Origin of the sequence: Vibrio sp. 1167, from assembly GCF_033340375.1 — a bacterium.
Taxonomy (GTDB): Bacteria; Pseudomonadota; Gammaproteobacteria; order Enterobacterales; family Vibrionaceae; genus Vibrio; species Vibrio alginolyticus.
Genome location: NZ_JAWOWK010000005.1, coordinates 375,237 through 400,671 on the forward strand (window position 1 = coordinate 375,237; position 25,435 = coordinate 400,671).

A 25,435-nucleotide genomic window follows, 5' to 3' on the forward strand; every position below is an offset into this window, starting at 1 on the left:
TGTGTCTCTTCTCGACAATCATTCATTTCTCTATTGTCGAGATAAAAAAATAGCCCCCATAATGGGAGCTATCTAAATCAATTGGCTAACGCCGCCTTCTGCGCTGCGACAATTTCCGTAATGCCGACTTTCGCCGACTCGAGCAATGCCATCAGCTGTTCGTGACTGAACGGTTCACCTTCTGCGGTGCCCTGAATTTCAATCATCTTGCCTTCTTCGGTCATTACGACGTTCATGTCTGTGTCTGCCGCTGAATCTTCAACGTATTCAAGATCACACAATACTTCATCGCCTAGCAAGCCGACAGAAACTGCCGCTACGTGGCCTTTCATTGGATTCGCTTTTAGCTTGCCGCTATCTACTAGGTGTTGGAATGCATCGGCCATTGCAACACTTGCGCCGCTGATGGATGCAGTACGCGTACCACCGTCAGCTTGGATAACGTCACAGTCAACGGTGATCATGAACTCACCCATGGCTTTTAGATCGACAACTGCACGTAGGCTTCGCGCGATAAGACGCTGAATTTCCATCGTACGGCCGCCTTGCTTTCCACTTGCCGCTTCACGACGAGTACGAGAATGTGTCGCTCGAGGTAGCATGCCGTATTCAGCTGTAACCCAGCCTTTACCTTGACCTTTTAGCCAACGTGGCACAGATTCTTCGACGGTCGCATTACACAACACTTTGGTGTTACCGAACTCAACTAACACTGACCCTTCAGCGTAAGCTGTGTAGTTACGAGTAATTTTGATAGGGCGAACTTGATCCGCCTTGCGATCGTTTGGACGCATGGGCATCTACCTTAAATATGAGGAGAAGACGATTTGGTTGGGCGAAGATTATAACGGAATCGATTCCGGATTCATAGGTTACGCATCTGGCACAACATAAACAATCCATACATGCCGCGCACCTATCGACGCAGCGTGATACACTCTTGAAGTAATTTTCAAAAAATGAAGACAGGAAAATTCGATGATTTACAGTATGACAGCGTATGCACGCAAAGAAGTAAAAGGCGATTGGGGTTCTGCGGTATGGGAAATCCGCAGCGTGAACCAGCGTTATTTAGAAACATACTTCCGCATGCCAGAACAATTTCGCGGATTAGAGCCCGTTTTACGCGAGCGTTTTCGTAAGCGCTTAGCGCGAGGCAAAGTAGAATGTAATCTACGTTTTGAAGCAAACCCTGCCGCAAAAGGTGAGCTTAGCATCAATGAAGCGCTTGCTAGTCAGGTAATTAAAGCCGCTGAACAAGTCATGCACATGACTGGTGAACTGAGCCGAATCAATCCATTTCAAGTCATGCAGTGGCCGGGGGTAATGGAAACGCCAGAGCAAGACATGGATGCGGTAAATAAAGTGCTACTAGAAGCGTTTGATGGCGCAATGGATGAATTTATTGAAGCGCGCGCTCGTGAAGGCGAGAACATGAAGGCGCTGATTGAGCAACGCCTAGAAGCGATCACATCAGAAGTTGTGAAAGTGCGCGCACGCATGCCAGAAATACTAGAGTGGCAACGTGAGCGTCTGTTCTCTAAATTTGAAGATGCGAAAGTAGAACTAGACCCATCTCGCGTTGAGCAAGAGCTTATCCTTCTGGCACAGAAATCAGACGTAGCAGAAGAGCTAGACCGTCTTGATTCTCACGTAAAAGAAACCACGAACATTCTGAAAAAAGGTGGCGCAGTGGGTCGTCGTCTAGATTTCATGATGCAAGAGTTCAACCGTGAATCGAACACGCTAGCGTCGAAATCCATCAGCACCGACATCACCGCATCGGGCGTTGAACTGAAAGTTCTAATTGAACAGATGCGTGAGCAGATCCAAAACATTGAATAATTTCCACACTCTTCCGTATTGTTATTTAAAGCAATAAGTATCAAAAACTTAACTATAATAAGATTCCATACAGGCCCATAGAGAACCACCTTTAACCACCACCAAATGGTGGTTAAAGTGGTGGGTAAAGTAAGGTTCTGCCGATTTAATGGGTGTGGAGTTAGGTTAGGATGTCTCAGTTAACAGTTAAGAAAGTGGAAGCATTAATTAAAACTAGTGGGATAAAACAAAGCGCTATGGTGATGGTAGTGGTTTGTATTTGGTTGTTCCCCATTCTGGCTATCCTAGCTGGATGCTACGTTTCACATCTAACAAAAAGCGCCGCGAAATGACACTCGGCAAAGTCAGTGACATATCTTTGCGTGACGCCCGACTCCTAGCTGCCGAAAAAATGAAACAAGTCCGTGAAGGGTTTGATCCGCTCATACAACGCAAGCGCGCAGAGCAAGAAAAAATAAAAACCGTTAACGACTTATTTTCAGACTGGTACCCATCCCTAGAAAAACGTTTAAAGCACCCTAACATTCCGAAACGTGCCTTCTTAAAAGATATTGCCCCTCATATCGGCGATATCCCTCTCGAGCAAGTCAACGCTCGTGATATTCGCACCACTATTAATGCCATTACTGCTGCTGGGAAACCCGCAATCGCGAATGACGCCCTTAACTATTGTAAACAACTGTTCAACCATGGAATGAAGCTCGACGTCATGCAGGGTAACCCTGCTTCTGCATTTACGGTTCGGGATGCTGGCGGTGTGGAAAAGAGCAGAGATAGAGCCTTAACTACCGAAGAACTCAAGCAGTTTTTTAATACCGCTAAACAAAACCCGATGAGCTTTACCCGTGACAACTATTTAGCATGCGCCTTACTAGTGTGCTTAGGTGTGCGTAAATCCGAGCTGTACGAAGCCAGATGGGAAGAGTTTGATTTAGAAAAAGCAGTGTGGGAACTCCCAAAAGAACGCAGCAAAACCAATGTCGCTCTTACTATCCCTTTAGCGACAACAGTATTAGAGTGGCTTGAAGAACTGAAAGTGAGAAGCTTAGGCTCTGAGTATGTATTCCCTAGTCGCCGATCCAGTAAAAATCCACATATGGGGCCAGATACGCTTAATCGTGCGATTACCAAACTATTCGGGCATGAACCAGGTAAAAAGAAACAGCCGCCGAATCTTATGGGGGATATGCCTCACTTTACCGTTCATGATCTACGCCGTACGTGCCGCACTTTATTGGCACAACAAGGCACTCCCGGCCATGTGGCCGAAAGGTGCTTGAATCACAAGTTAAAAGGTGTTGAAGGGATTTATGACCGACATGATTATTTCGAAGAGCGGAGAGAGGCGTTAAATATGCTAGCCCTGCACATTTCTGAATTTGCAGATCTTTAAACGAGCCTGTAAATAATTCTGTGTAACTGCCGTGGTTACATATAATCTGTCAGTCTATCTTCGAACATAATCATAAAGCGATTCAGGGCTTGTAACCAGTTTCTGATGGGCATCGTCCACTTCTTGGAAGCATCCTGGATCGCTAAGAAGATCACTTTCCTTGCCGATTCATCCGTTGGGAACAGCTTACGTTTTTTATGGCTTTTCTAATCACACAGTTCAATGACTCGATAGCGTTGGTCGTGTAGATCGCTCTCCTGATGTCCTCAGGGTAATTAAACAAGGTATTGAGGTTATCCCAGTGGGCTGTCCAGGAACTGTTGATTTGAGGGTATTTGACGTCCTATTTATCAGAGAACATTTCTAGCGCTAACAAGGCTTCATATTCGGTCTTGGTCTTGGGCTGGAATCGAGTCTGGTACTTACGAACCAACTTGGGTTCAAAGTTCGCATCTTGGTCGCACAGCACATCAATAGGAACCTCGCCATCATCAGTGAGAATCGACTTAGATGAGTAGCCATTACGGGAGTTTGGGCTGAGTTTAGTAGCGTGCTTTTCGTAGCCAAAGTTATCATCAAGATCGGACTCTGATCTTGATTGATTTGGCAGCTTTACGAGAAAAAGCTTCAAGTGCTTTCTTATCCATGTTGTTTATCCTAAGCCTTTTTAAGGCTTAAGCTTAGACAATTACACAGAAATCAGGACAGTCTCCGACTAATTAAAAGTCAACTACGCCAAGTTTCCGTTGCTTGACTCATCTCCTTCTCTGCTATGCCAGCATATTCCATATGCTGGCATAGCAAGCACAAGTAAGATGAGCAGCTCCGTAGCTTATTTTCCTTTAAGGATTCCAGCTCCATCGGTTGCTCTACAGACGTATATATCTTCCTTAAGGCCAGTTGCGGACTCGTATTTATTTTTAACGGCGAGTTTTAGACGCTCAACTAAATGCATAGGAACCAGAGCAACAACACAGCCACCAAAACCACCGCCAGTCATTCGCACACCACCTTGGTCACCAATCGTATCTTTCACAATTTCAACTAAAGTATCGATTTCTTTAACTGTGATTTCAAAGTCATCACGCATTGACGCATGTGACTCCGCCATAAGTTCGCCCATACGCTTTATGTCATGCGCACGAAGTGCTTGCGCTGCTTTAATGGTGCGGTCATTTTCTGTGATCACGTGGCGAGCTCGCTTCGCGACCATGTAATCCAGCTCAGACACTTTTTCATCAAACTGCTCAATAGTAACATCACGTAACGCTGCCACACCAAACGTGCGTGCCGCTTCTTCACATTGCTTACGACGCGTGTTGTATTCGCTGTCTACCAAGCCACGTTTTTTGTTCGAGTTGATTATTACAACCGCTATGTCCTCTGGCATCGGTACCGCTTCAGTTTCTAAACTACGGCAATCCAATAACATTGCGTGATTTTCACGACCTTCTGCCGAAATCATTTGGTCCATGATACCGCAGTTACAACCAACGAACTCATTCTCTGCTTGCTGACCATTTAGGGCTATTTCTGTTTGGCTGATTTCTAGATTAAACAGTACTTTAAATGTTTGCCCTATCACCACTTCCAATGCAGCCGATGAGCTTAAACCTGCTCCTTGCGGAACGTTACCACTAACCGCAATATCCGCTCCAGTAAATTGGTAACCGCGAGAAAGAAGACTTTTCACCACCCCGCGAATATAGTTCGCCCACATTTGGTTAGATTGGAAGACAATCTCTTGACTGATATCGAACTCATCAATTGCATTGCCATAATCCACGGATACCACGCGTACTAGGGTGTCTTCACGTTTCGCCGCAGCGACTATCGTTTGGTAATTGATTGCACATGGCAGCACAAAACCATCGTTGTAGTCAGTATGCTCACCAATGAGGTTTACACGGCCAGGAGCTTGAATAATATGGCTCGGTGCATAGCCCAGCAATTCTTCAAAAGAGTTTTCAACATTTTGGATTAAATCAGACATAGGTGGCTTTCTCTTAAGATATAAATTTGGTGTTGGGGAAGTACTTTGAGCCTCATGTTTCATCGCAAGGTGGCACTCCCCATTTTGTTCGTTATCAATAGTTCTCGAGAGTTTATGACTCTTTATAATGCACATCACTTAAGTCGCGTAAACGTTGTGCAGCCTGTTCCGCGGTTAGGTCTCGTTGACTTTCTGCGAGCATTTCATATCCCACCATGAACTTGCGAACCGTGGCACTACGAAGTAGTGGTGGGTAGAACAGCGCATGTAATTGCCAATGGTCGATATCGGTGCCTTCTTCAAAGAATGGCGCATAGTGCCAACCCATCGAGTAAGGGAAAGAACATTGGAATAAATTGTCGTAACGACTCGTCAGCTTTTTGATAGCAACGGCAAGGTCATCACGTTGCTCATCAGTTAGCTCACTCATGCGGCGTATGTGTACTTTTGGAAGAAGCATGGTTTCGAACGGCCATGCAGCCCAGTACGGTACAACAGCAATCCAATATTCAGTTTCAACCACTGTACGTGAACCGTCTTTGAGTTCAGCTTGCACGTAGTCCACCAGCAAGTTGCTGCCATGTTCTTGGTAATACGCTTTTAAGTTGCGCTCTTTGCGCTCAATTTCGTTTGGCAAGAAGCTGTTCGCCCAGATTTGGCCGTGCGGGTGAGGCTGAGAACAACCCATGGTTTCGCCTTTATTTTCGAATGCTTGAACCCAAATGTAGTCTTTGCCTAACTCTTCGATTTGATCATTCCATGTATCAATCACGCCGCGAATTTTATCAACTGGCAATTCCGGTAAGGTTTTGCTGTGATCAGGCGAGAAACAGATGACGCGGCTCAAACCACGCACACCCTGAGATTTGAATAGCGGATTATCTGACTTAGGTGCATCCGGCGAGTCCACCATCAACGCTGCGAAGTCATTTTGGAATACGTATGTACCTTGGTAATCTGGGTTTACATCCCCAGAAATACGCGCATTAGTTGGACAAAGGAAGCACTTCTCATCGTAACTTGGTTGTTCGTCAATCTCTGGTTTCTCATCAGCCCCACTCCAAGGACGTTTAGCTCGATGTGGAGATACCAAAACCCATTGCCCAGTTAATGGGTTGTAACGGCGATGTGGATGATCTATTGGATTGAATTCAATATTTGACATATTACTTGCTCATCTTTTTTAGTCTGTCTTCGATTTGGCACACACCAAACTCATCAATTTTTTTATAAGAAGTTTCGAGTACATTAATACCCGTCAGGATTACTCGATTGCCAATTCCACGTATCTGCCGTCATTTCAGCAATGCTGCGAGTCGCTTTCCAACCGAGCTCTCTTTGTGCTTTTGTAGTACTGGCCCAACATTCTGCAATATCTCCAGGGCGCCGAGGACAAATCTCGTAAGGGATTGGATGACCACATGCCGTTGAGAACGCTTCGACCATTTCAAGTACGCTCGAACCTTTGCCCGTGCCTAAGTTGTACACATGCAAACCGGCTTTTTCGCCGACCGATTTCAGGGCAGCGATATGACCGTCAGCCAAATCCATCACGTGGATGTAGTCACGCACACCAGTACCATCTGATGTGGAGTAATCACTACCGAATACCGACAGTTTTTCGCGGCGACCAACTGCGACTTGAGCGATGAACGGCATCAAGTTGTTTGGGATCCCCTCAGGGTCTTCGCCCATGGTGCCCGATGGGTGTGCACCAACGGGGTTGAAGTAACGTAACAAAGTCACACTCCAATCCTGTTCAGCTTGAAACAGGTCACTCAAACACTCTTCCACCATGTATTTGCTGCGACCATAGGGGTTAGTGGTTGCACCTGTTGGTGACTCTTCCGTAATAGGCACAACCTTAGGATCACCATAAACCGTTGCAGATGAGCTAAATACAATACTTTTTACACCCGCTTTGCGCATACTGCGCACCAACACTAATGAACCATTAACGTTGTTATCGTAATACTCCAATGGTTTTAAAACGGATTCGCCAACGGCTTTTAGACCAGCAAAATGAATCACAGCTTGAATATCATGTTGATTAAATACTGAGTCTAAAAAGGCTTCATCTCGAATGTCGCCTTGATAGAAAGCTGGTTGCTGCCCTGTTAGTGCCTCTATACGATTTAATACCTCTATTTTGGAATTACATAGGTTGTCTACGATGATTGGTTCCATACCAGCTTTGATCATCTGCACACATGTGTGACTACCGATATACCCCATTCCGCCTGTGACAAGAACTGACATAAATACTTTTCCACCTTTCAACGTAAAAATCTCTAGATCAGGTATACCTGCGTCATGCGCAATATTCGGGCATACCGATCTATCTACTTGCTGTCCGTTTTTAATGATTAAATAATTAGTGTGGTTTGATTACGGCATGTACATATCATTAAGCTTGGTTACCTGTTTGCTTTTCCTACGTTTCAATAAATAGTTAAAGGTCACACCAAGCATTAAGATAACACCGCAAAAACCATACACTTGCATGACCGTTGGGTCGCTTGAAACAAAACCTACGTCCGAAAACATCACATACGCTCCTAACACCATATAGAGAATGACCGCGGACGCTTCAAAGCGGAAAGACCATGGCGTCACGTCGATGCTTTCATTCACTGGCATCACATAATCCGTATCACGTGGCATAAAATGACCAATCGCAAACATCAATAAAGTACAAACTACAAATAAAATCGCTAATTGATGTAAGAAGTGGATTGGGGTGTCAAAGATTAATTGCATCGCAGCATAGGAGCTCACAAATATCGTTAGTGCAACTTTGGCTGCAATAGCTGGTACACGTTTTGAAATGTAACCAACGAACACGATGGTGAAGATAGGCACACTGAAAAAGCCAGCAACCATTTGTAAGTATTGGAATAAACCTTCTGGTGCATATAGGATAAACGGTGCAATGCAAACAGAGATAATGGCAATGATGACTCCAAATAGGCGCCCCTTACCGACTAACTCTTCATCGGATTTATCTTTACCAAATAATGGCTTATAAACGTTCAATGCAAATAGTGTCGTAGAACTGTTTAGCACACCATTAAACGTACTTAATATGGCACCAAACATAACCGCAACAAAGAAGCCAACAAGAGGCTTGGGTAACACTTCGTTCACTAAGCGCGTATACATTGTGTCGGGATTACCTGCATCAGAGCCAAACATGTGGAAGGCAATGATGCCGGGAATGATGAGGAATAATGGAGAGATAACCTTAATTGCACCTGCGAGAATGACACCCTTTTGACCTTCTTTCAGGTTCTTTGCGCCAAGCGCACGCTGAATGATGGATTGGTCGGTGCCCCAATAATACAAGTTCACCAATAATAGGCCCGTGAACAGAGTAGAAAATGGCAGTGGATCCGTTTCTTTACCTACGGATTGCAGCTTCTCTGGTGCGGCAGTGAGCAACACGTCCAAACCTTCTATAAAGTTACCGCCGCCTAATGCCATCAGGCCAAATACAGGAATCATTAGGCCACCAAGAATCAGTCCTACACCATTGAAGGTATCAGCAATAACGACAGCTTTTAGACCACCATAAATAGCGTAAAAGAAACCTAACAAACCTATCGTGGCAGAGATCAATGCGATGGAGCTAAATTCAGAAATACCCAATAAACCTTGTACATCGAAGATTTCGCCTAGTACCACTGCGCCAGCGTAAAGAGTAGTAGGAAGAATGTTGATGACGTATTGACACAAGAACAACAAAGTAACGAACTTCTTCACCGACATGTCATAACGGCTTTCTAAGAAATCTGGAATGGTGGTGATACCTTGCTTGAGGTAACGCGGTACAAGCAGCAGCGCAATGACAACCAGAGTAACGCCAGAGGCAACTTCCCACCCCATTACACTCATATTGTGGGTGTAGGCTTGAGCACTCATACCGACAAAACTGGTTGCACTCAAATTGGTAAGAATTAGCGAGCTGGCAATCAGTCCGCCCGTCAAACTTCGTCCTCCAAGGAAGAAACCATCTTGAGAGGTGTGTTTATCATTTTTAACTTTGCTGTAAGTGAACACCACAACAAAGCCCGTAAACAGCAAAAACGAAAGTAATACTGTAATAGACATTTTGTTTCCTTAACAAGTTAAGCAATTCAACTTGCTTGTTGGTTGTAGGGTGCCCCTCTAGCGAGTATAGGAGTGTTTTATCAGGAGCAACGTAAGTTGAAACTGGTCGCCAGAGGAGGCAGATAGAGATTTAACGTTTTTTGAGGTGAACAATAAGCGCTGATTCGGGATCGAGGATTGGAAGCGTCACCCCAATTTCTTTTAAGTTATCACCACTTAGCGTCAGAGTTTTGTCTAGCCATTTCGGACGCTGTTTCATCAATTGAAAGCTGGTCTGTGGCATTTCCACAATCTTGATTTCGTAACTGGCTTTTTCATCTGCGCAACTCACCCGAAGTGGAGATGGTAGCGCGTAATTTGGCATGGCCAGTTGGCAGACCGTGATCAGCATTTCTTTCCCGTTTTCAACACCATAGATGTTCTGGCTATGATCTGCGGGGTCAATACGGAAAGCACGTCCAGAGTGAAGCAAATCGCGATACTGTTTGTGCAATTGAATATAATGGGCGAAGGCTTGTTTTTCTTCAGCGCTTTCTTTTACTGGATCGAGTTCAACGCCCATGTGACCACTTAACGCCGTCACTCCACGCATATTGATGGCATGACGGCGATTAGTTGAATGACATTCCGCAGGGCCAATGTGTGCACCCATTACTTCAGGCGGAAAGAAATAGCTCATACCACGTTGAATAGCTTGGCGTTCGAGCGCATCATTACAATCAGAAGCCCAGAAGCGATGGGTGCGTTTAAGGATTTCAAAATCAATACGACCACCACCTGAAGAGCAAGACTCAATCTCGACTTCAGGGTGTGCCGCATAAAGTTCATCTAACAGACGATAAAGCGCTTTCGTTTGACCATGTACAGCTGGCTTACCTTGATGACCTGGCTGCACCAGCTCACGGTTCATGTCCCACTTTAGGTACCCAATGTTGTATCGAGTCAGTAAATCATTCAAACGATCAAACAGGTAGTTGAAGCAATCTTTGTTTTGCAAATCCAACACGTATTGCCAACGACCTGAAGGCTGGTGGTAGCCTTGTAGACTCAATACCCAATCGGGGTGTTGGCGATATAGGTTTGAGTCTTGGCTGACCATCTCGGGTTCAACCCAAAGACCAAATTCCATACCTTTGTTGTTTACGTGCTCAATCACTGGTTCAAGACCATTTGGGTACTTCGTTTCATCCAAATACCAGTCACCAAGCGCGGCACGTTCACCATCACGACCAATGAACCAACCATCATCAATAATGAAGCGCTCGACCCCCATCTCAGCGGCTTCGGTTGCCATCTGCATGATGTACTCAGGGTTGTGATCAAAATAGATACCTTCCCATGTGTTTAAGTGAACCGGGCGGGGGTTACCACTTGGAAACTGGATAATATTGGCGCGAACAAACTCATGGAATCGTTGTGAAATACCGTTCAAACCCGAGTTGCTGTATGTTGCATAAAGCCACGGGGATTGGTATGTCTCACCACTTTTTAAACGCTTTTCGCCAGAGAGTAACAACTCGCCGGCTTGAACAAAGCGGCGACCATCACTACGAACATCAGCGCGCAGTTGATGATTACCACTCCAACCAAGGTGAAAGCCCCATACGTGACCCAACTGCTCGCTAAAGCCATTCGTGCCAGCGAACAGACCAGGGAAATTTTCATGAGAGGTTCGGCCACGGCGGTTTTCTTGCATAAAGCCACCATGTTCAAAGCGCAAACGTTGAGTTTGAAATTCATGACACCAACGTCCGTGAAATGTCATTAGTTCGTTGGCATGATTAGGCAACGGTAAAGTGGACGAAAGCTTATCTAAACAATACTCGCTTGACGCGATGTTCTTTATTGAGATGCGTTTTTGCACCACGTCGCTATTGAAGTCAAGGTGCAGCTCAATGACCAACTCAAGCCCAGCGATGTCGTCTTGAAGTATAAATGTTGCACTACCATCATTTTGCTCGATAGATTTGGTTATGAACACGGGCGCCCAATCATCGCCATTTCGGTGTCCTTCAATACCAGGCGCATTAAAGTGACCACTACCAAGCTCTGGACATAGTGATAACGGCACGTCGACATCAAGGCGAGCCTGAGAGATAGGACGCTCGGTCGAGAGGATTAAATCAGGGTCAATCTGAGCAATTTTCGCTCCCCAATGAAGGATTTCAGGAACACGATCTACTTTAATGATCATGCTGTGATTCTTAGATTTTAAGTGAACAAACTTTTGCATACTGCTTCTATGTTTTCGCAAACATTTAATCTATAAGTAATGATGCGCTTATTCAGTTCCATTGCGACAAAAAAGCCTAATTAGTGTGATTAAGATCATTTTAATAGGGTGTTTTTTGTGTAGTCGATCTTGTGTTTCCGAAAACATTTACTCATGTTTTTACGACATCAATCACGAGAACATTTGAATGAACCTGGTAGAATGAATCGAAAATCTGGATAGGAGAATGCAATGGCAGTCACGTTTAAAGATGTTGCGCGGTTAGCTGGGGTCTCAACTCAAACCGTATCCCGCGTAACCAATGGCGCAGATAACGTCGCGGAAGCAACGCGAAAACGAGTCAACGATGCGATAAAAAAGCTTGGCTATGTACCAAACAAAGGTGCACAAATGCTGAGCCGAGCTAAGTCTCGGATCATCGGCATTGTTTCCTTGGATATCTCTCTGCACGGTGTGGCTCTGATTGCCAACGGAATTCGCAACCAAGCGCATGAGATGGGCTACGGGACAGCGTTAACCGTGTTAGCAAACAACTCTATTGATGAATTTCGCGATGCGATTCGAGAGCTTATTGCACAACAAGTCGATGCTATTATTATCAATGCCCCCGTAAATCAAGACATAGCACAGTGTCTGATTGAGCAGTTCAGCCAACTAACATTAGTATTCATTGATGTTCCTGAAGGGACCCCTGTCAATCATGTTAGGTGTGATCATCATACAGGAGCGAACTTGGCGGTATTACATTTGATTGAACAAAAACGCGATTCCTTCGTGTGTATTTCTGGCCCATCTGAATCGACCGCCTCTAAAATTCGTTACGACGCGTGGCAAACACAACTCCAAAAACATGGAGCCAAAGAAGTTGCTTGTTATGAAGGTGATTGGCAAGCAGCTAGTGGCCACAAAGCGATTAAAGACCTTGTGCTAAAAGGTATAGACTTTGATGCGGTATTAGTCGCCAATGATCAAATGGCACTCGGTGTTTTATGCGCTCTGTCAGAAGCAGGCATCAATGTGCCAAAGACGGTTTCTGTCATTGGATTTGATGGTATTCAGGACAGTCAATATTTTTCACCACCTTTAACCACGATCAAACAAGACTTCGACCAATTGGGCCGTAAAGCCGTTAAATTAATGCTCAGCCAAATGGAAAAACCAGAGGGAACAATCTCTGAGGTGCTGCCTGTCAATTTAGTCATCAGACAAAGTACAAGTGAAAAAGCAGATTCTTTATATGACAAACAAGAGGTTCTCGCTTGTCTTGAAAATATTCGTCGCCTACTGCCGTAGATAAAATTTTTATGAAGAACCACCTAGCAGTGTTTTTATGTTGAGAAAAAGCTCGGACAAACGTACAGAGAGCGGACCGAGCCACTAGAGTGGAAGCGCGCCCTCTTGGACAGCTTGCTACCAACCTTATACAGTACCTCGATTGTATCATTATCGTAGACTTACTCTTTTTCAATTTACTCAAATGGTAAGTGCCAACGTTCCTATCTTGCAAGGCTAGCAACTGGATTCATTCTAATGGGTTAATTTAGTGATACTGATTGACTCATCGAATGTGAACAGAGCTTCATTTGATCTCATCTACATTTATTGAGAAATTAATCATACTACTATAACAAGTTGATTTTGTCGGATAAGCAACACCTGTTATCAGATCTCCCTCCTGAGAGCCGTACGTCTAACTTTCACTACATACAGCTCAAAATCCACTAAGCTCCCTATTGACACCCAGTAAATTATAAATCAGTGGTAGCAGGGTCAAACCATGAGTTACAACCAGTTTTTTACCCTTACTTTGATTAAGAAAACCTTCCCCAAAAGGTTCGAACTGGTTTGCTTAAATCTTGATTTTGACATGTTGAATTAATAGGCACTTGAGCAATTTAAAATAGTCAGCTCATGTCTTTGTACGTCGAAGTAGAAAATTCACAGATGACTACCTCAAATACACGCAGATAGACAGTATTGACGTTTATTCAGTGCTAAAGGAAGGAAATCCAGTAATTACTACGACATTTACCACTTTATGTACTAGTCATAACCAGTTTTTTGAAAAGGTTGATTGATCTATCTACAATTGATTTAGAAGTTATGAAACTGAAAGGTTGAGACAATTTTATCAGAGACTTACTTAAGTAGTTAGGCGTGTATCAATTGAAGTAGCGAAACAGTAGAGGTAGATCTTACGTTTTTGGAGTTAAGATTTTCCACACCTCAGGTAATTCACCTTTCACTAAATTAGTAAAATCATTAACACATTTCTGCCCCAAAACGATTTTGAGGCATAGTTATAGTTTGTTGGAGTGCGCCTAGATTGAATTAATATTTCTTATGAATTGCGCCTGTTTTGTCGAAAGCTTCTCTGTCTATTATCACATCGTTTGCAGCTTTTCTTCTTCTCTTAACGTGAGAACCTCATATCCTGTACTGGTGACAAGTACTGTATGTTCAGATTGAGCTGAGAGTTTTTTGTCTCTAGTGACCACCGTCCAACCATCTTTTTTGGTTTTTATCTTAGCAGTACCCTGATTCACCATTGGTTCGATAGTAAAAATCATGCCCTCTTTTAATGTGAGTCCACTATTTGGCTGACCGTAATGAAGTACCTGTGGTTCTTCATGCATTTCACGACCTATTCCATGTCCACAATATTCCCTTACGATACTGTATCCATGGGATTCTGCATGTCGCTGTATCGCATGACCAATGTCACCAAGTTTTACCCCAGGTTTTACTTGCTTAATACCTTCCCACATAGCGTTATAGGTTGTTTTTACCAGTTGAATAGCAAGCGGTGATGCTGAAGGCATTACATACATTTTACTTGAATCGGCAATAAATCCATTCTTTTCTAGAGTAATGTCTAGGTTGATAATATCGCCACTTTTTAAAATCTCAGTCTCTTTAGGAACTCCGTGGCACACAACTTCATTAATCGATGAATTTAGTACATATTGATAATCGTATTGTCCTTTACTTGCAGGTCGAGCATTGAGTTCATTAACAATATACTGTTCAACTTTATTATTAATATCCATCGTAGAGATGCCAGGTTGGACGTATTCGTCGAGCATCTTAAAAACCTGCGCAAGTAACTTGCCGGATTCTCGCATTAACGAAATATCTTCTTCAGACTTAATCATTACTTGACTATGCATCACAATGTTCTTCAGTTGTTGAGATGTTTGTAGCGGAAACATTCGCGGATTGCATCAGATTCGCCATGATTTGATTGAATGAAAGTTGAGGATGTAGCTCAGCCAACATGCCCATTTTGATCCAAAACTCTGCTTGTGAGTTTATTGAACGTGACATGACCGAGCTTGCTTTACGAAGTTCTTCATGCAGTTCTTCTGAAATTTTAACAATACCCATAAATATACGCTTGATATACGAAACATATACGCATTGTATTTTTAGGGATTGTAGTGTCAAATCTGTTGGAGATTATAGGATCTCATGATGGAGTTGATATGTATCCATTGACTAGCTTTTGCCCCATTATAAGACAGAGTAAATACTCATTCATATCCTGTTTATTGGGTTTTGCCTTACTAAAAGTAATCCATTCTTCTAATGCTATTCGTTGTTAATCCTCGTGTTGTATTGCGGGGGGCTCTTAAGTTGTCAACATCGTACACAGAACCACCATGTTGTATTTATTCAACATGGTGCATTTAGAAAGAACGTCTTCCCCCAACGGTATCCTTAAACCTTGCTCGAGGAGCTTTGCCATCCATCGTCCATTTAAGGTTCGCAGGTATAAATTGACTTGAATCGGGAGTTTGCCAACTTGCTTCACCGTTTTTTCTGGCGTCCAATTGATGGTTGGTACGTTATCTTCAATCGCAATGGACAAAATATTGAGTTCATCGAGAGCAGCCATAAGGTTCTGACAAAAGAGGATTTTGAGCGGTTTTTAGAACAGATTGAGTCGTGTGAATAAGAAAAGGCGTCATCGTGACGCCTTTTAGCTTTTACTCTTTGAAGCAAGGAAGTCCCTGACTAGCACGCCAATCTTTCACTATTTTGACTATCCCTTCAGGCGTATCCTCACCCGGGTTCTCTGGGTAGTAAATTAAGTCTGAACCCGCCGGATGCTCCGTAATTAATATGAAGTGTTCAAGCAACTTATCTTGATAATCATCGCTGCCCTTTGATTCAATTATCTCATCTAGTAAGTTTATGAAATCAGCTTCAGTATAAGCACTCAGTGTGTCTTTTAATTCCATCGTTAACTCTTGTGTATATCAATATGGTTACGGGGGGTGTTTACTCTTAAATTGTCAACATCGTATACAGAACCACCATGTTGTATTTCTTCAACATGGTGTAGTTCGAAAGAACGTCTTCCTCCAACGGTATCCTTAAACCTTGCTCGAGGAGCTTTGCCATCCATCATCCGTTTAAGGTTCGCAGGTATAAATTGACTTGATAGAGTAGGATCATTGGCAATCTCGCCCCAGAAGACTCTTCTAAAATCGTCAAAGCTACTGAACTCACTTCCTCTTAGCTTATCAGCAATTTGAGACGGTATTGGAGCTCCTAAATCTTTACCCGCATCAGCTAACCAGATACCCAAGATATCTTCGCCCTTACCAGTAACGACTCCGGGCTTATCTCTCGGGCTTTCTTTGTAAACCACATAGAGCGGAGCAATGCCTGAGCTTTCAGGGAATACCAAGATCGCATCACGCCAGTCTTTCTCTTCAGGCGCAGGCGTAACGGTGACGTTCGCATCGCTATCCGAGTGGATTGGCGTGACCAGTATATCGTCTTTTTCAAACCCATCACTATGATCGGGGGTAGTTTGCCAACTTGCTTCACCGTTTTCTTCTGGAGTCCAATATATGGTTGCTCCGTTCTCTTCAATCGCAACGGACAACTGACCATTGTTCCCTTGTTTCACATATTTGATGGGGATTCGTGTGTCATCTACATGATAGCCCTGTACGTGCGGATAAAACTCACCATCTTGGGGCTCGGTAATGTGGACACGAACGCGGCTTTGCACCGTGGTTACTTGGCGTAAATCTTGGTCTGTGTATTGGGTGTTATCGCCAAATAAGCTTTGCTGCATGGCAAACAAAGCGCCAATACCTTCGACCTGCCAGCGGTAGCCCTCGACGATTTTGTCTTTCAATGTGCCGGCCAGTTTATCTAACTGCATCGCTGCGGTTTGGGTTTGCTGCATTTGCTCTGGGGAACCGGCGACAGCTGCGGAACTGCCCATAGCCATTTGTGCTTGTGTCGCTTGAGTGGCGGGTATGACAGCAGCTGGGTTTGCATTGGCTTGTGCAAAGAAGAATGACCAAGGACCAAAGTTACTTATTGACTCTTGTTGGTCGCCAATTTCAATACATCCCTCTGGTCTGGTGCAGGATTTAGCGAACACGAGCGAGCTTGTGGCGTCTTTTAAATTGAGGATTACCACATCGCCTTCTATGCAATCGGCAGTGTTAATGGCTCTATATTTGGTCAACCCGAGCAATGGATCACTGTGCTGATAATGACTGTTGCGGATGTTGTTGTAAGTTTGTGGGCGCAGCGGCGGAAAGGTATTCTTTTTGTCCGGTGCTTGTTGTTGCTGTTTCTCAGCAACAATAATTTCATCACCTACCGCAAGTGACAGAGGGTCGGCCTCAAACACTGGGTTAAGCAAGAGCAAGGCTTTAGCTCCCATACCATATAGTTCAGCGATGCTTTGCCAGTTTTCCCCTACCGTTACGGTGTGCGTCGCTGCGGTTTGTTCCGCTTGCGTCTCATCGTTGTTACCTTCTGAGCGCGCTTCTTCCGGCTGTTTGACCGCATCAAACAATGCGGGGATATCCAACTTTATCCCGTTTTCACACAGCCAATCTTCACTGAGATTATCGAGCTCTTCACGCGTGATTTGTCGCTCAAGATAAATGATGTATTGATTTTCGATGATTTGATCGGCTAATTTCCAATACACCAAAATAGCGCTTTGGTCTTTAGTAAAACCACGCTCGTCATTGAGCTTGTCCTGTGTCGATTGCGTAGCGTAAAACGCCCATTTTTCTTCCCCAAGAATTTTGTACTCTTGGACAAGTTCACCATCATTAAAGTGGTAGTAATAGCCTTCTGTAGGCAAACCTAAACGTTCACCCAATCGCACTGCAGGGACAACAGGTATAAAACCTTCCTCAGCTTTATGGCTGCCGGCTTTTTGTAATGTGACGGCTTCCAATGGTGTCAGTCCGAGATTGTCATCAGCGATGTGGATATTTAAACGCTTTGGCTCATCAAACACACATAACGCTGTGTAGCGGGTGCCTTGCTCGGTATTGGCTTGCTCCCAACGGGTCACCGCGTTCTCTTTTTCAGTTTTCGCTAAAGCAAAGTCACTGTGCACCATTTTCTTTATGGTGGTATCCGAGCATCCGACTTCGAAGCTGTACTCAAACTCCTTGATTAGTTCCTCTTCACTTTCGGTTGCGATTGGCGGCAACGTGTAAACTTGTTCGGGCGTCGAGGTTTCCAAGATACAAGAGCGGTAACCTCCCGTTGTTCTGGTGGTTTTCGTTATTGCTAACAAATTATTAGCCGCATCATCCGAAAGTTCAGAGATAACCTCAGAATTCAGCCGCCAAGTTTTAGGACCTATTGGGTCGTTGTAACTAAGTAGAGCGGGAATTTGAGGCGTATCACTCACGAGTGCGAGATTACCTTCGTAGAGATGCTGCTTTAGCTGTTCAAAAGTAAGATGTGAAGGAATAGCAGAGGCGATATCCGCTTCCGAAATATTATGGAAGTTGCCCTCTATCAATCCAAATTCATGAGACATTACTTCCGACAGTGGAAGAACTTTATAGGACACACAAATACCTAAAGTGAATACTAGTTATCACGGCAATAAGCAGTAAGCATGCCATTAACTTTCTTCTGCAAAATCAGCTAGGTAGGATGATAGTAGTGTATGCCGATACAATTTTTTGTTTATCGAGCCAAAAAGTTGGGTATAAATCCAAAAAGTTGGTCGGTGTTGGCTGTGGTCTTTGTGTACGGTAGCTGTTTAGCTGAAGCGATACATATGGTGTTTTTACCCGTGAATACATTCGTAGTGGGCACGTTGTGGATGTAATAGTTCTAAGAAGGCTTTGCCCCATTCCTGCTTAGTGCGATTGCTCAGCAGCGGATTACTCTTCTGAGTTTGCCATACGTGAGGTTATCGCAGATACCAGAATGGCGCTGAACGGAATCTCCCAATTTCTGTCAAAACGGTGTGTCCAGCCAGAAATCATCACCTGCATTATTATGCACTTAAATTGAAAGGTGTAACTTGGAGGTGGGCATGAAATGAGCTAGGCTCTTCATACTATTTAGACCTTGGGATTACACAAGATATAGGGTCAGCACTCCATGCACGATATAGTTCAGGACCGAGTTAACAACGTCAGCTAGTTTTGTTAGCTTTCCTAGTCCCCTGTTTATCAATTTAGACAGGTTACCTCGTCAGGCAATGGACCAGGTGCTGAAGACTTGAGCCACTGATAGAGTAAATCGATGTATTGTCTTTTAACTGAACCTTTAGGCCAGACAAGATAATAGCTATCACCAGTCACCACCGCTTGCTTAAATGGCAACGCAAGTAACTCGGTGTCAATCGCTTTCAGACTAAGTAACAAATCTCCAACAGAGATACCATGGCGGCTGATGGCCGCTTGGTTGCCTTGCTCAAGAGTATCGAACACCTTGCCCTTATTAATGTTCAAAGACTTATAATAACCAGTGCGGTCTATCCAACGCCGCCAGTCACGGCGGTCCGAAGTTGGGTGAATTAGCTCACAAGCGCTTAAATCATATTGAGCCTCACTCAGTAACGCTGGTGAACAGACGGGAATCAGCAGCTCTTCAAACAGCGGAAGGCATTCGGTATCTGTACCAAAATTACCCTGTCCCAGCAAGATGGCGCAATCGTAGGGTTCTCGGACAAAATCCACGCTGTCAATATCCATCCATACACTTACAATTTCAATAATTGGTACGGTGTGCTCATCTCGAAAACTCCTCAATGCGTCCAGTAACCAGCTCATGGTCAGTGTGGATGGCGCTTTTAAGCGCAGTTGCCGATTGTTGCGACCAAAGTAGTAACAGGCATTTTCCAGGCTCTGGAAACTTTCCGTCAGTTGACTGGCCAGAGAGTTACCAGCGGGAGTAATTAATACTTTCGGGCCATGTCGTTCAAACAGCTTGCATTCAAACCATTCTTCCAGCGTTCGCACATGGCGACTTACCGCACCAGGTGTAACGTTAAGTATTTCAGCAGCTTTAGAAAAAGATCCTAAGCGGGCAGCTGCTTCAAATGCCCGTAACGCATACAGTGGAGGCAATGTCATGTCTGTATTCCATTGTGAGTATTACTCATAATAATATACAGTTTTTTCCGTTTTTCAGCATTGATTAAGCCTTACATAATAGGATTATTTCGTTAAGTTAAATCGAACTAATGAAATTCGAAAGAATGAGTTTCACTCATCTATAGGCAATCAAGTATCTCCACAGGAAGAAACACACCATGAATCTATCATTACTCGCCACCTACAGCCTCGCTGTTCTACTGCTAATTATCACTCCCGGTCCAGTCGTTGCTCTGCTTATTTCTACAGCAACCCGCGAAGGACAGCGCAAAGCATTTATGACTTTGCTAGGCACCAATGGAGCGTCCTTGCTGTTAATGACGATTGCAGTATTGACTTTAGCTGGTGTAGTACACTTGTCTCCCGTTTATCTATATTTATTGGGCATTGCTGGTTCTTTCTATATTGGCTTCGGCGCGATATCGGAACTACTCACAATAAGGAAGTTACCAAATGTCAATATAGATAATGAATCAACATCAACTCTCAACGAAACCACCAAAAATAGTGGGTTAGTCAGAGGTTTTATTATTGGGGTAGTCAACCCGAAAGATATCTTATTCTTTGTCGCTTTTTTTCCGCAGTTTATTGCAGTGACACACAATTTTTCTACCAGCGTAATAACATTGTCATCTATCTGGGTGCTATTTGATGCAAGCATTCTCTCTCTTTACATTTTGTGCGCTAAATGGTGGTCAAAAGCATTTAACTCGCGCTGGATTGAAGGATTATGTGAGGGGTTCTTATTGGCTGTAGCTGTGGGTGGAGTGTTTTATAATTCTCAACAATTGCTTCTGTTATCGGTACCTAGCTAGCTCAAGTTTGGAAAAAGTTAGTTGTACATGATCGAGTTAATGCATGTTTTTTTGTGAATTCTGCATTAAATTAACCTAGAACCTCAGTTCGAGGATGCACGATTCTGTCCATTTTCTTCCATCTCAGGCACTGCGTTCAGGGGTGCCTGATTGCGTTTTGGGATATCTAAAGTTATTCGATGATAGCTAAATCAGAAGAACCACTGACACGCCTTTGTCCAACTATGAGTTACGATACAAATAGCCCAACAACTCCACCCTAGTGATCTGCCCCAACAGTTTTGGACACTGAGTTAAGTGAGTACAATCACTAACGAGGTGAACAATGACAACTAAGAAAACTAGAATTAAACATTCCCCTGAATTTAAAGCAGAAGCCCTGAAGTTAGCAGATAAAGTGGGAGTAGCTGCGACAGCAAGACAGCTTTCTTTACATGAATCTCAAATCTACGGGTGGCGAAAGAACTCGAAGAAAGACACCAGTATTAGTCAGCGAGAGCAAGAACTAGCCGCAGAGGTTGCCAAGCTCAAAAGGCAGTTGGCTGAGCAAGCAGAAGAGCTAGACATTGTAAAAAAGGCCGCCACCTACTTCGCGAAGAATCTAAAGTAAATTTCTATGAATTTATGCTCGAACACCTGCTGAGCTTCAGTATTGTGCGTATGGCTAAGGTGTTCGGGGTATCCCGAAGTGGGTTTTATTACTGGGTTAAGCATCGCCATAAGGCCATCAAACACGAGGCAATTCGCCAAAAGCTTGATACAAGAGTCAAAGAAGCTTTCGACAACAGTAAAGGCCGAGATGGCTCAAGGCGTATTCAAAAAGAACTGTCTGAGAGCGGTGATAACTACAACGTTAAAATCATTGCTGCCAGTATGAAGCGTCAAGATTTAACGCCGAAAGCTGCACGCAAGTTTAAGTGCACTACGGACATCAAGCATCAAATGCCTGTTGCTCCAAATCTGTTGGCTCAGAACTTTAGCGCATCGGCTCCGAATGAAAAATGGGCTGGAGACATCACCTATATAGCCACAAGCGAAGGCTGGCTGTACTTGGCGGTAATTATTGACCTTTACTCAAGACAAGTAATTGGATGGTCTATGGATACCAGAATGACGGCTACGCTGGTCTGTAATGCGCTATCAATGGCATTGTTCCGTCGCGGATTCCCCGAGCAGGTTATCGTTCATAGTGATCGAGGTAGTCAGTACTGCTCAAAAGATTATCGAGATCTCATAACTGCTTATAACCTCAAGCAAAGTATGAGTAGGAAAGGAAACTGCTGGGACAATGCTTGTGTTGAGAGTTTCTTCCATTCTATGAAAGTGGAAGCAATCCAATATGAGCCGATTATGACGAGAGAGCAGATGCGCCAAACGATCTTCGAGTACATAGAGGTTGATTATAATCGGACGAGAAGGCACAGTGCTCTTGGGTATCTAAGCCCAGTTAACTTTGAACAACAAAATGTCGCTTAATGAAGTGTCCAGTCTGGCTGGAGCAGATCAGCTTGCCATAGATATGCTGTTTTGTAGAACACCTTATGTTTATGAAAATTTATCACGCAAGCTCTCACATATTGATAGGTTTATATCAACAAACGCTTGCCAAGTATAAGTAGAAGCATAATGCCTTCTATACTGTAGCTCCACTCGACAAATATCCGGTCTCGTGTCATATATACGACATTGTTTGTTTTCCACATTGAGATGACGGCAAATGCCGTCACCTCGGTCCAAGTTCTTGGTCTCTGCGGATAAATCAACATTCGCACAACATTTACCGCATGAATAGCAAGGGAAAGGATTTAGGGTAACTTGGTTCATAAACTCATCAACCAAGCTCGAGTACTATCTAGGTTGTTGTCTTCAAAAGGTAACTCTATCTCTCTTCGACTTACTTCTTTCGACAACATCATACTTCTTTCGTATTCACAACTGACAGATTCTAAGTTGTCGACAAGTCCAGCCAGTTCATCAGGTGAAAGATTAAACTCAACTTTGGAAAGCTCAATCAAGTATCGATCAAGTTCAGCATTTACCGTCTGGAAGTACTCCAATGTTCTCTTTTCTACTGACTTAAACTGATCTAGGTAATCCCATACTTTTCGCATTAATTTACTGTGATCTAAAAAGTATGTGATACCAATAGTCATTATGCCCGTAGCCACCGCGCTAACAAACGAGGCTAGTTCAATACCGAGAGGAAATGTCATCAGCGAGGCTAACTGTTGGTTAAGCATCACTCCCATTGCAACCGCAACACCAGTAGATAAAATACGTGTAACTTCTCGCACCAAAGCTCCAGGGCTAAGTCTCTGCGGATTAAAGAACAAGACTTTAGCAGCCGAAACTAGACTTGACCAAGTTTCACGGAGGAGTTTTCCAATCAACTTTTGAGTGGTGAAAAAGATGTTCATTATGGTCGAACTCAAGCTAGACAGGGCACCCGCTAAAGCCCCGTTTTTAAATTCTTCCAGAATATCTTTGAATCGAGTTTTGACCCTATCCCAAATTTTTAGTGCGGTAACCTTTAGCTTATTTAGGAACTTATCAAGTGTGAAGTTTTCTTCTTTATCTTTAAAGATCTGAGGAATTGCATCTTTTATTTCAAACCAAACTTCAGCAAAAACAAGCCCTAATGCCTGTCTAACCCCCATTGCGAAACCAGCTTTACTAGAAGCCATCGCCGTACTCTTAAAAAACTTGCTGCCAGTATAATAAGTAAAATTAATCTGCTTATCGTACTGCTGCCTTGCCTTCTTATCCGCCTCACGCATTTTGTCTTCATCAAGGCTCTCAAGAACAGCAACCTGCTCACTTTGCTTAGTGATTTTATCTGCTAGTTTACGTTTTTCATGCTTTTGCTGTTTAGTTTCCGAGGGCATAGAAGCTAAACGCAGTTTATCTCTTTCAATATTGTTACGCTTGTTCTCAATTGTCCTTGGTACAACGGTTCCTAAGAAATCATCCATAGAATGATCTGACTTGAGGTTGTTGATGTAATAATGTGTCGATTGAAAGTTTGAGTTCTGATTGGCAAGTTCTACGCCGTCTAGCCCTGCAAGCACTCTTCCCGCATCATTATGGACTTCATGCGATGAAATGATGTGGTCTAGTTGGCGTTTTTCATCCTGAGACATAAACTGGTTACGATATTCGTCTGGTAAATTACCATCATGTTGCAGCTTTTTGTCTTCCTTTCCCTTCGCCTTATAATTCTGATGAGAGTGGTAGCGATCTTCTCTTTTGGGTTTGTTCTTTCTATCAGTTACGATACTTCCGTCAGCATGATGTTTAACTGGTTTGTAATCCCCTTTATTCGCATATTCTGCTTGAACACTCTTTGAGACATAGATTTCAGCATCACCTTTTTGGTGCTGGCGAACATTGTGAACGGTTGCAACATCGCCACCTTTTTTGTCTTCAAAAAGTAAAAAGTCCAAACCGAACGTCGTTACTAAACTTTTAGTAACCGTCTTATTTAGTTCATCAACTAACGCAAAATGTTGTGAATTGGTTTCTGACATACCATACAGCTCCATTGAAAAGGGAGAAAAACCTCCCTTTATATCTCTTCGAGAACAATACTTACTTGTGAGTATTACTCGACTTTGCAAGCGTAGCTTTTATTCCAGGCTCATTGATCACTTGCATTCCATCGCTATCAGTTTCAATTTGAACAATGTTTTCATCATTTAATACCACATTACCCTGTGCGTCTTTTTTAGGTTTAAACAGCGGTGTTGTAATGATATCAGTGAGAATAGCGGCAATTTGGTAGCCATTTTGAATTAGACGAATAACGTCATCTTCGAACTTGGAAATGTCAGCTTTGTTCGATAGCAATTTCTCAAAAGCTTTTAGGCTATCAAAGTATTCTTTAAATACTGAATACAGGCGTTCTATCTCTTTGTAAATTCTATCGGCATATAGCTTAGTTTTGGCTAGTTGTTTGCGCCCCTTCTCCATCTTACCTACAGCTTCGTTAACTTCTGCTCGAGTTTTTCTTGCATCGCTTAATGCTTCCTCCGCATGAGAGGCAAAAGCCCACCCAGCAATCGCCATAATAGGAGCAGCAACAACACCACCAAGAACCATCGCACCTCCAGCCATACCAAAGCCACCAGCAGCAAGGGAACCTCCGCCAATAGCGGCCATAGTTGCGTTATATGCAGCAGCGCCAGATAGAGCGGCAATCGGTGTTCCTGTTGAAGCGGCAGCCATAGCCATAACGCCACCGTATACAGCATATGCAGCGGCAGCACCAGCAGCTCCAGCTCCAGCGACCTTACTCATGTAAGCTGTTGTAGATAACGCGAGACCATCTATCTCATCAAGCTTATGCTGAGGGAAGTCAATTTCTAGGTCCTTAGAGTTGGATTGGTTCAATTTAACTAAAAGCTTTTCTGCAATTGTTCTGAACTCTTTAAAATCGTTACCAACTTGTAGTTGAAACTCACCGAGGCTGGTTAAACTTTTATTTGTCTGTTCATTCTGTTTGTCAAAGATAGTTCTCTCTTCATCGTACTTTCTCTTTGCAGACTCAATAATATCGTTTGCTTCAGACTTATCTTGATACCCGTCGTAGCCTTTTTTAGCTCCATAACTTGCTGCTGCAACAGCAGCACCTGCTAAAATAAATGGTAATGGCAT

19 protein-coding genes and 3 pseudogenes are annotated in these 25,435 nt (G+C 43.6%); 5 read left to right on the forward strand and 17 right to left on the reverse strand.

Going from position 1 to position 25,435, the window contains the following annotated elements; translation table 11 throughout:
- Window positions 1-77: 77 nt before the first annotated feature.
- Window positions 78-794, reverse strand: coding sequence for a ribonuclease PH (gene rph / locus R7Z78_RS13780; protein WP_031780917.1), 717 nt, complete (start codon window positions 792-794; stop codon window positions 78-80).
- Between the two features lie 184 nt (window positions 795-978).
- Between rph and R7Z78_RS13785 the strand changes: the two genes are divergently transcribed.
- Both R7Z78_RS13785 and R7Z78_RS13790 read left to right on the forward strand, forming a co-directional pair.
- On the forward strand, window positions 979-1,845 hold the full coding sequence (locus R7Z78_RS13785) for a YicC/YloC family endoribonuclease (RefSeq protein ID WP_005384776.1): 867 nt from the start codon (window positions 979-981) through the stop codon (window positions 1,843-1,845).
- A 170-nt stretch (window positions 1,846-2,015) separates the two neighbouring features.
- Window positions 2,016-3,238 (forward strand): annotated as a pseudogene (locus R7Z78_RS13790) (tyrosine-type recombinase/integrase).
- Between the two features lie 35 nt (window positions 3,239-3,273).
- Here the strand turns inward: R7Z78_RS13790 and R7Z78_RS13795 are convergent.
- The 7 genes and pseudogenes from R7Z78_RS13795 to R7Z78_RS13825 form a co-directional block, all read right to left on the reverse strand.
- A pseudogene (locus tag R7Z78_RS13795) lies at window positions 3,274-3,629 on the reverse strand (transposase); the annotation flags it as partial.
- 72 nt (window positions 3,630-3,701) lie between these two features.
- A pseudogene (locus R7Z78_RS13800) lies at window positions 3,702-3,869 on the reverse strand (IS256 family transposase); the annotation flags it as partial.
- A gap of 201 nt (window positions 3,870-4,070) precedes the next feature.
- On the reverse strand, window positions 4,071-5,231 hold the full coding sequence (gene galK, locus R7Z78_RS13805) for a galactokinase (RefSeq protein ID WP_169644324.1): 1,161 nt from the start codon (window positions 5,229-5,231) through the stop codon (window positions 4,071-4,073).
- 112 nt (window positions 5,232-5,343) lie between these two features.
- Window positions 5,344-6,396: a UDP-glucose--hexose-1-phosphate uridylyltransferase gene (locus tag R7Z78_RS13810; RefSeq protein ID WP_140367271.1), complete on the reverse strand. Its 1,053-nt coding sequence runs from the start codon at window positions 6,394-6,396 to the stop codon at window positions 5,344-5,346.
- An 83-nt stretch (window positions 6,397-6,479) separates the two neighbouring features.
- Window positions 6,480-7,490: a UDP-glucose 4-epimerase GalE gene (galE, locus tag R7Z78_RS13815; RefSeq protein WP_169644325.1), complete on the reverse strand. Its 1,011-nt coding sequence runs from the start codon at window positions 7,488-7,490 to the stop codon at window positions 6,480-6,482.
- A 129-nt stretch (window positions 7,491-7,619) separates the two neighbouring features.
- Window positions 7,620-9,341, reverse strand: coding sequence for a solute:sodium symporter family transporter (locus R7Z78_RS13820; protein WP_140367273.1), 1,722 nt, complete (start codon window positions 9,339-9,341; stop codon window positions 7,620-7,622).
- A 130-nt stretch (window positions 9,342-9,471) separates the two neighbouring features.
- Window positions 9,472-11,574, reverse strand: coding sequence for an alpha-galactosidase (locus R7Z78_RS13825; protein WP_169644327.1), 2,103 nt, complete (start codon window positions 11,572-11,574; stop codon window positions 9,472-9,474).
- Window positions 11,575-11,805: 231 nt separating this feature from the next.
- Between R7Z78_RS13825 and R7Z78_RS13830 the strand changes: the two genes are divergently transcribed.
- Window positions 11,806-12,867, forward strand: coding sequence for a LacI family DNA-binding transcriptional regulator (locus R7Z78_RS13830; RefSeq protein ID WP_064377016.1), 1,062 nt, complete (start codon window positions 11,806-11,808; stop codon window positions 12,865-12,867).
- Between the two features lie 1,091 nt (window positions 12,868-13,958).
- Here R7Z78_RS13830 and map read toward each other — a convergent pair.
- The 6 genes from map to R7Z78_RS13860 all read right to left on the reverse strand — a co-directional run bounded on the left by map (window position 13,959) and on the right by R7Z78_RS13860 (window position 19,946).
- Window positions 13,959-14,744, reverse strand: a complete 786-nt coding sequence (map, locus tag R7Z78_RS13835) for a type I methionyl aminopeptidase (protein WP_169644328.1) — start codon at window positions 14,742-14,744, stop codon at window positions 13,959-13,961.
- On the reverse strand, window positions 14,737-14,961 hold the full coding sequence (locus R7Z78_RS13840; protein WP_047101829.1) for a ParD-like family protein: 225 nt from the start codon (window positions 14,959-14,961) through the stop codon (window positions 14,737-14,739). The genes map and R7Z78_RS13840 overlap by 8 nt, the downstream gene beginning before the upstream one ends.
- Before the next feature lie 244 nt (window positions 14,962-15,205).
- The gene (locus R7Z78_RS13845) at window positions 15,206-15,472 is read right to left on the reverse strand and encodes a hypothetical protein (protein WP_005477168.1); all 267 of its coding nucleotides are present in this window, start codon (window positions 15,470-15,472) and stop codon (window positions 15,206-15,208) included.
- 91 nt (window positions 15,473-15,563) lie between these two features.
- Window positions 15,564-15,818, reverse strand: a complete 255-nt coding sequence (locus R7Z78_RS13850; RefSeq protein WP_169644329.1) for a bacteriocin immunity protein — start codon at window positions 15,816-15,818, stop codon at window positions 15,564-15,566.
- A gap of 2 nt (window positions 15,819-15,820) precedes the next feature.
- On the reverse strand, window positions 15,821-18,427 hold the full coding sequence (locus R7Z78_RS13855; protein WP_411977550.1) for an S-type pyocin domain-containing protein: 2,607 nt from the start codon (window positions 18,425-18,427) through the stop codon (window positions 15,821-15,823).
- Between the two features lie 613 nt (window positions 18,428-19,040).
- On the reverse strand, window positions 19,041-19,946 hold the full coding sequence (locus R7Z78_RS13860; RefSeq protein ID WP_014204414.1) for a LysR family transcriptional regulator: 906 nt from the start codon (window positions 19,944-19,946) through the stop codon (window positions 19,041-19,043).
- A 179-nt stretch (window positions 19,947-20,125) separates the two neighbouring features.
- Here R7Z78_RS13860 and R7Z78_RS13865 point away from each other — a divergent pair, with 179 nt between their 5' ends.
- Window positions 20,126-20,782, forward strand: a complete 657-nt coding sequence (locus R7Z78_RS13865) for a LysE family translocator (RefSeq protein ID WP_169644330.1) — start codon at window positions 20,126-20,128, stop codon at window positions 20,780-20,782.
- A gap of 325 nt (window positions 20,783-21,107) precedes the next feature.
- A protein-coding gene (locus R7Z78_RS13870) for an IS3 family transposase (protein WP_169644332.1) occupies window positions 21,108-22,258 on the forward strand; the annotation gives its coding sequence in 2 pieces (ribosomal slippage) (window positions 21,108-21,351 and window positions 21,351-22,258; 1,152 coding nt in all).
- A 69-nt stretch (window positions 22,259-22,327) separates the two neighbouring features.
- Here the strand turns inward: R7Z78_RS13870 and R7Z78_RS25045 are convergent.
- The 3 genes from R7Z78_RS25045 to R7Z78_RS13880 form a co-directional block, all read right to left on the reverse strand.
- Window positions 22,328-22,606 (reverse strand): YkgJ family cysteine cluster protein, encoded by a 279-nt coding sequence (locus R7Z78_RS25045; RefSeq protein ID WP_169644333.1) that lies wholly within the window; start codon window positions 22,604-22,606, stop codon window positions 22,328-22,330.
- Window positions 22,603-24,309, reverse strand: coding sequence for an ATPase (locus R7Z78_RS13875; RefSeq protein WP_169644334.1), 1,707 nt, complete (start codon window positions 24,307-24,309; stop codon window positions 22,603-22,605). Before R7Z78_RS13875 ends, R7Z78_RS25045 begins: the two co-directional genes overlap by 4 nt.
- A gap of 61 nt (window positions 24,310-24,370) precedes the next feature.
- Window positions 24,371-25,435 (reverse strand): hypothetical protein, encoded by a 1,065-nt coding sequence (locus R7Z78_RS13880; RefSeq protein WP_033905929.1) that lies wholly within the window; start codon window positions 25,433-25,435, stop codon window positions 24,371-24,373.

Coding starts and splice junctions, on each gene's coding strand:
- rph (WP_031780917.1), bottom strand. CDS start 794: ATGCGTCCAAACGATCGCAAGGCGGATCAAGTTCGCCCTATCAAAATT.
- R7Z78_RS13785 (WP_005384776.1), top strand. CDS start 979: ATGATTTACAGTATGACAGCGTATGCACGCAAAGAAGTAAAAGGCGAT.
- galK (WP_169644324.1), bottom strand. CDS start 5,231: ATGTCTGATTTAATCCAAAATGTTGAAAACTCTTTTGAAGAATTGCTG.
- R7Z78_RS13810 (WP_140367271.1), bottom strand. CDS start 6,396: ATGTCAAATATTGAATTCAATCCAATAGATCATCCACATCGCCGTTAC.
- galE (WP_169644325.1), bottom strand. CDS start 7,490: ATGTCAGTTCTTGTCACAGGCGGAATGGGGTATATCGGTAGTCACACA.
- R7Z78_RS13820 (WP_140367273.1), bottom strand. CDS start 9,341: ATGTCTATTACAGTATTACTTTCGTTTTTGCTGTTTACGGGCTTTGTT.
- R7Z78_RS13825 (WP_169644327.1), bottom strand. CDS start 11,574: ATGCAAAAGTTTGTTCACTTAAAATCTAAGAATCACAGCATGATCATT.
- R7Z78_RS13830 (WP_064377016.1), top strand. CDS start 11,806: ATGGCAGTCACGTTTAAAGATGTTGCGCGGTTAGCTGGGGTCTCAACT.
- map (WP_169644328.1), bottom strand. CDS start 14,744: ATGCATAGTCAAGTAATGATTAAGTCTGAAGAAGATATTTCGTTAATG.
- R7Z78_RS13840 (WP_047101829.1), bottom strand. CDS start 14,961: ATGGGTATTGTTAAAATTTCAGAAGAACTGCATGAAGAACTTCGTAAA.
- R7Z78_RS13845 (WP_005477168.1), bottom strand. CDS start 15,472: ATGGCTGCTCTCGATGAACTCAATATTTTGTCCATTGCGATTGAAGAT.
- R7Z78_RS13850 (WP_169644329.1), bottom strand. CDS start 15,818: ATGGAATTAAAAGACACACTGAGTGCTTATACTGAAGCTGATTTCATA.
- R7Z78_RS13860 (WP_014204414.1), bottom strand. CDS start 19,946: ATGACATTGCCTCCACTGTATGCGTTACGGGCATTTGAAGCAGCTGCC.
- R7Z78_RS13865 (WP_169644330.1), top strand. CDS start 20,126: ATGAATCTATCATTACTCGCCACCTACAGCCTCGCTGTTCTACTGCTA.
- R7Z78_RS25045 (WP_169644333.1), bottom strand. CDS start 22,606: ATGAACCAAGTTACCCTAAATCCTTTCCCTTGCTATTCATGCGGTAAA.
- R7Z78_RS13875 (WP_169644334.1), bottom strand. CDS start 24,309: ATGTCAGAAACCAATTCACAACATTTTGCGTTAGTTGATGAACTAAAT.
- R7Z78_RS13880 (WP_033905929.1), bottom strand. CDS start 25,435: ATGCCATTACCATTTATTTTAGCAGGTGCTGCTGTTGCAGCAGCAAGT.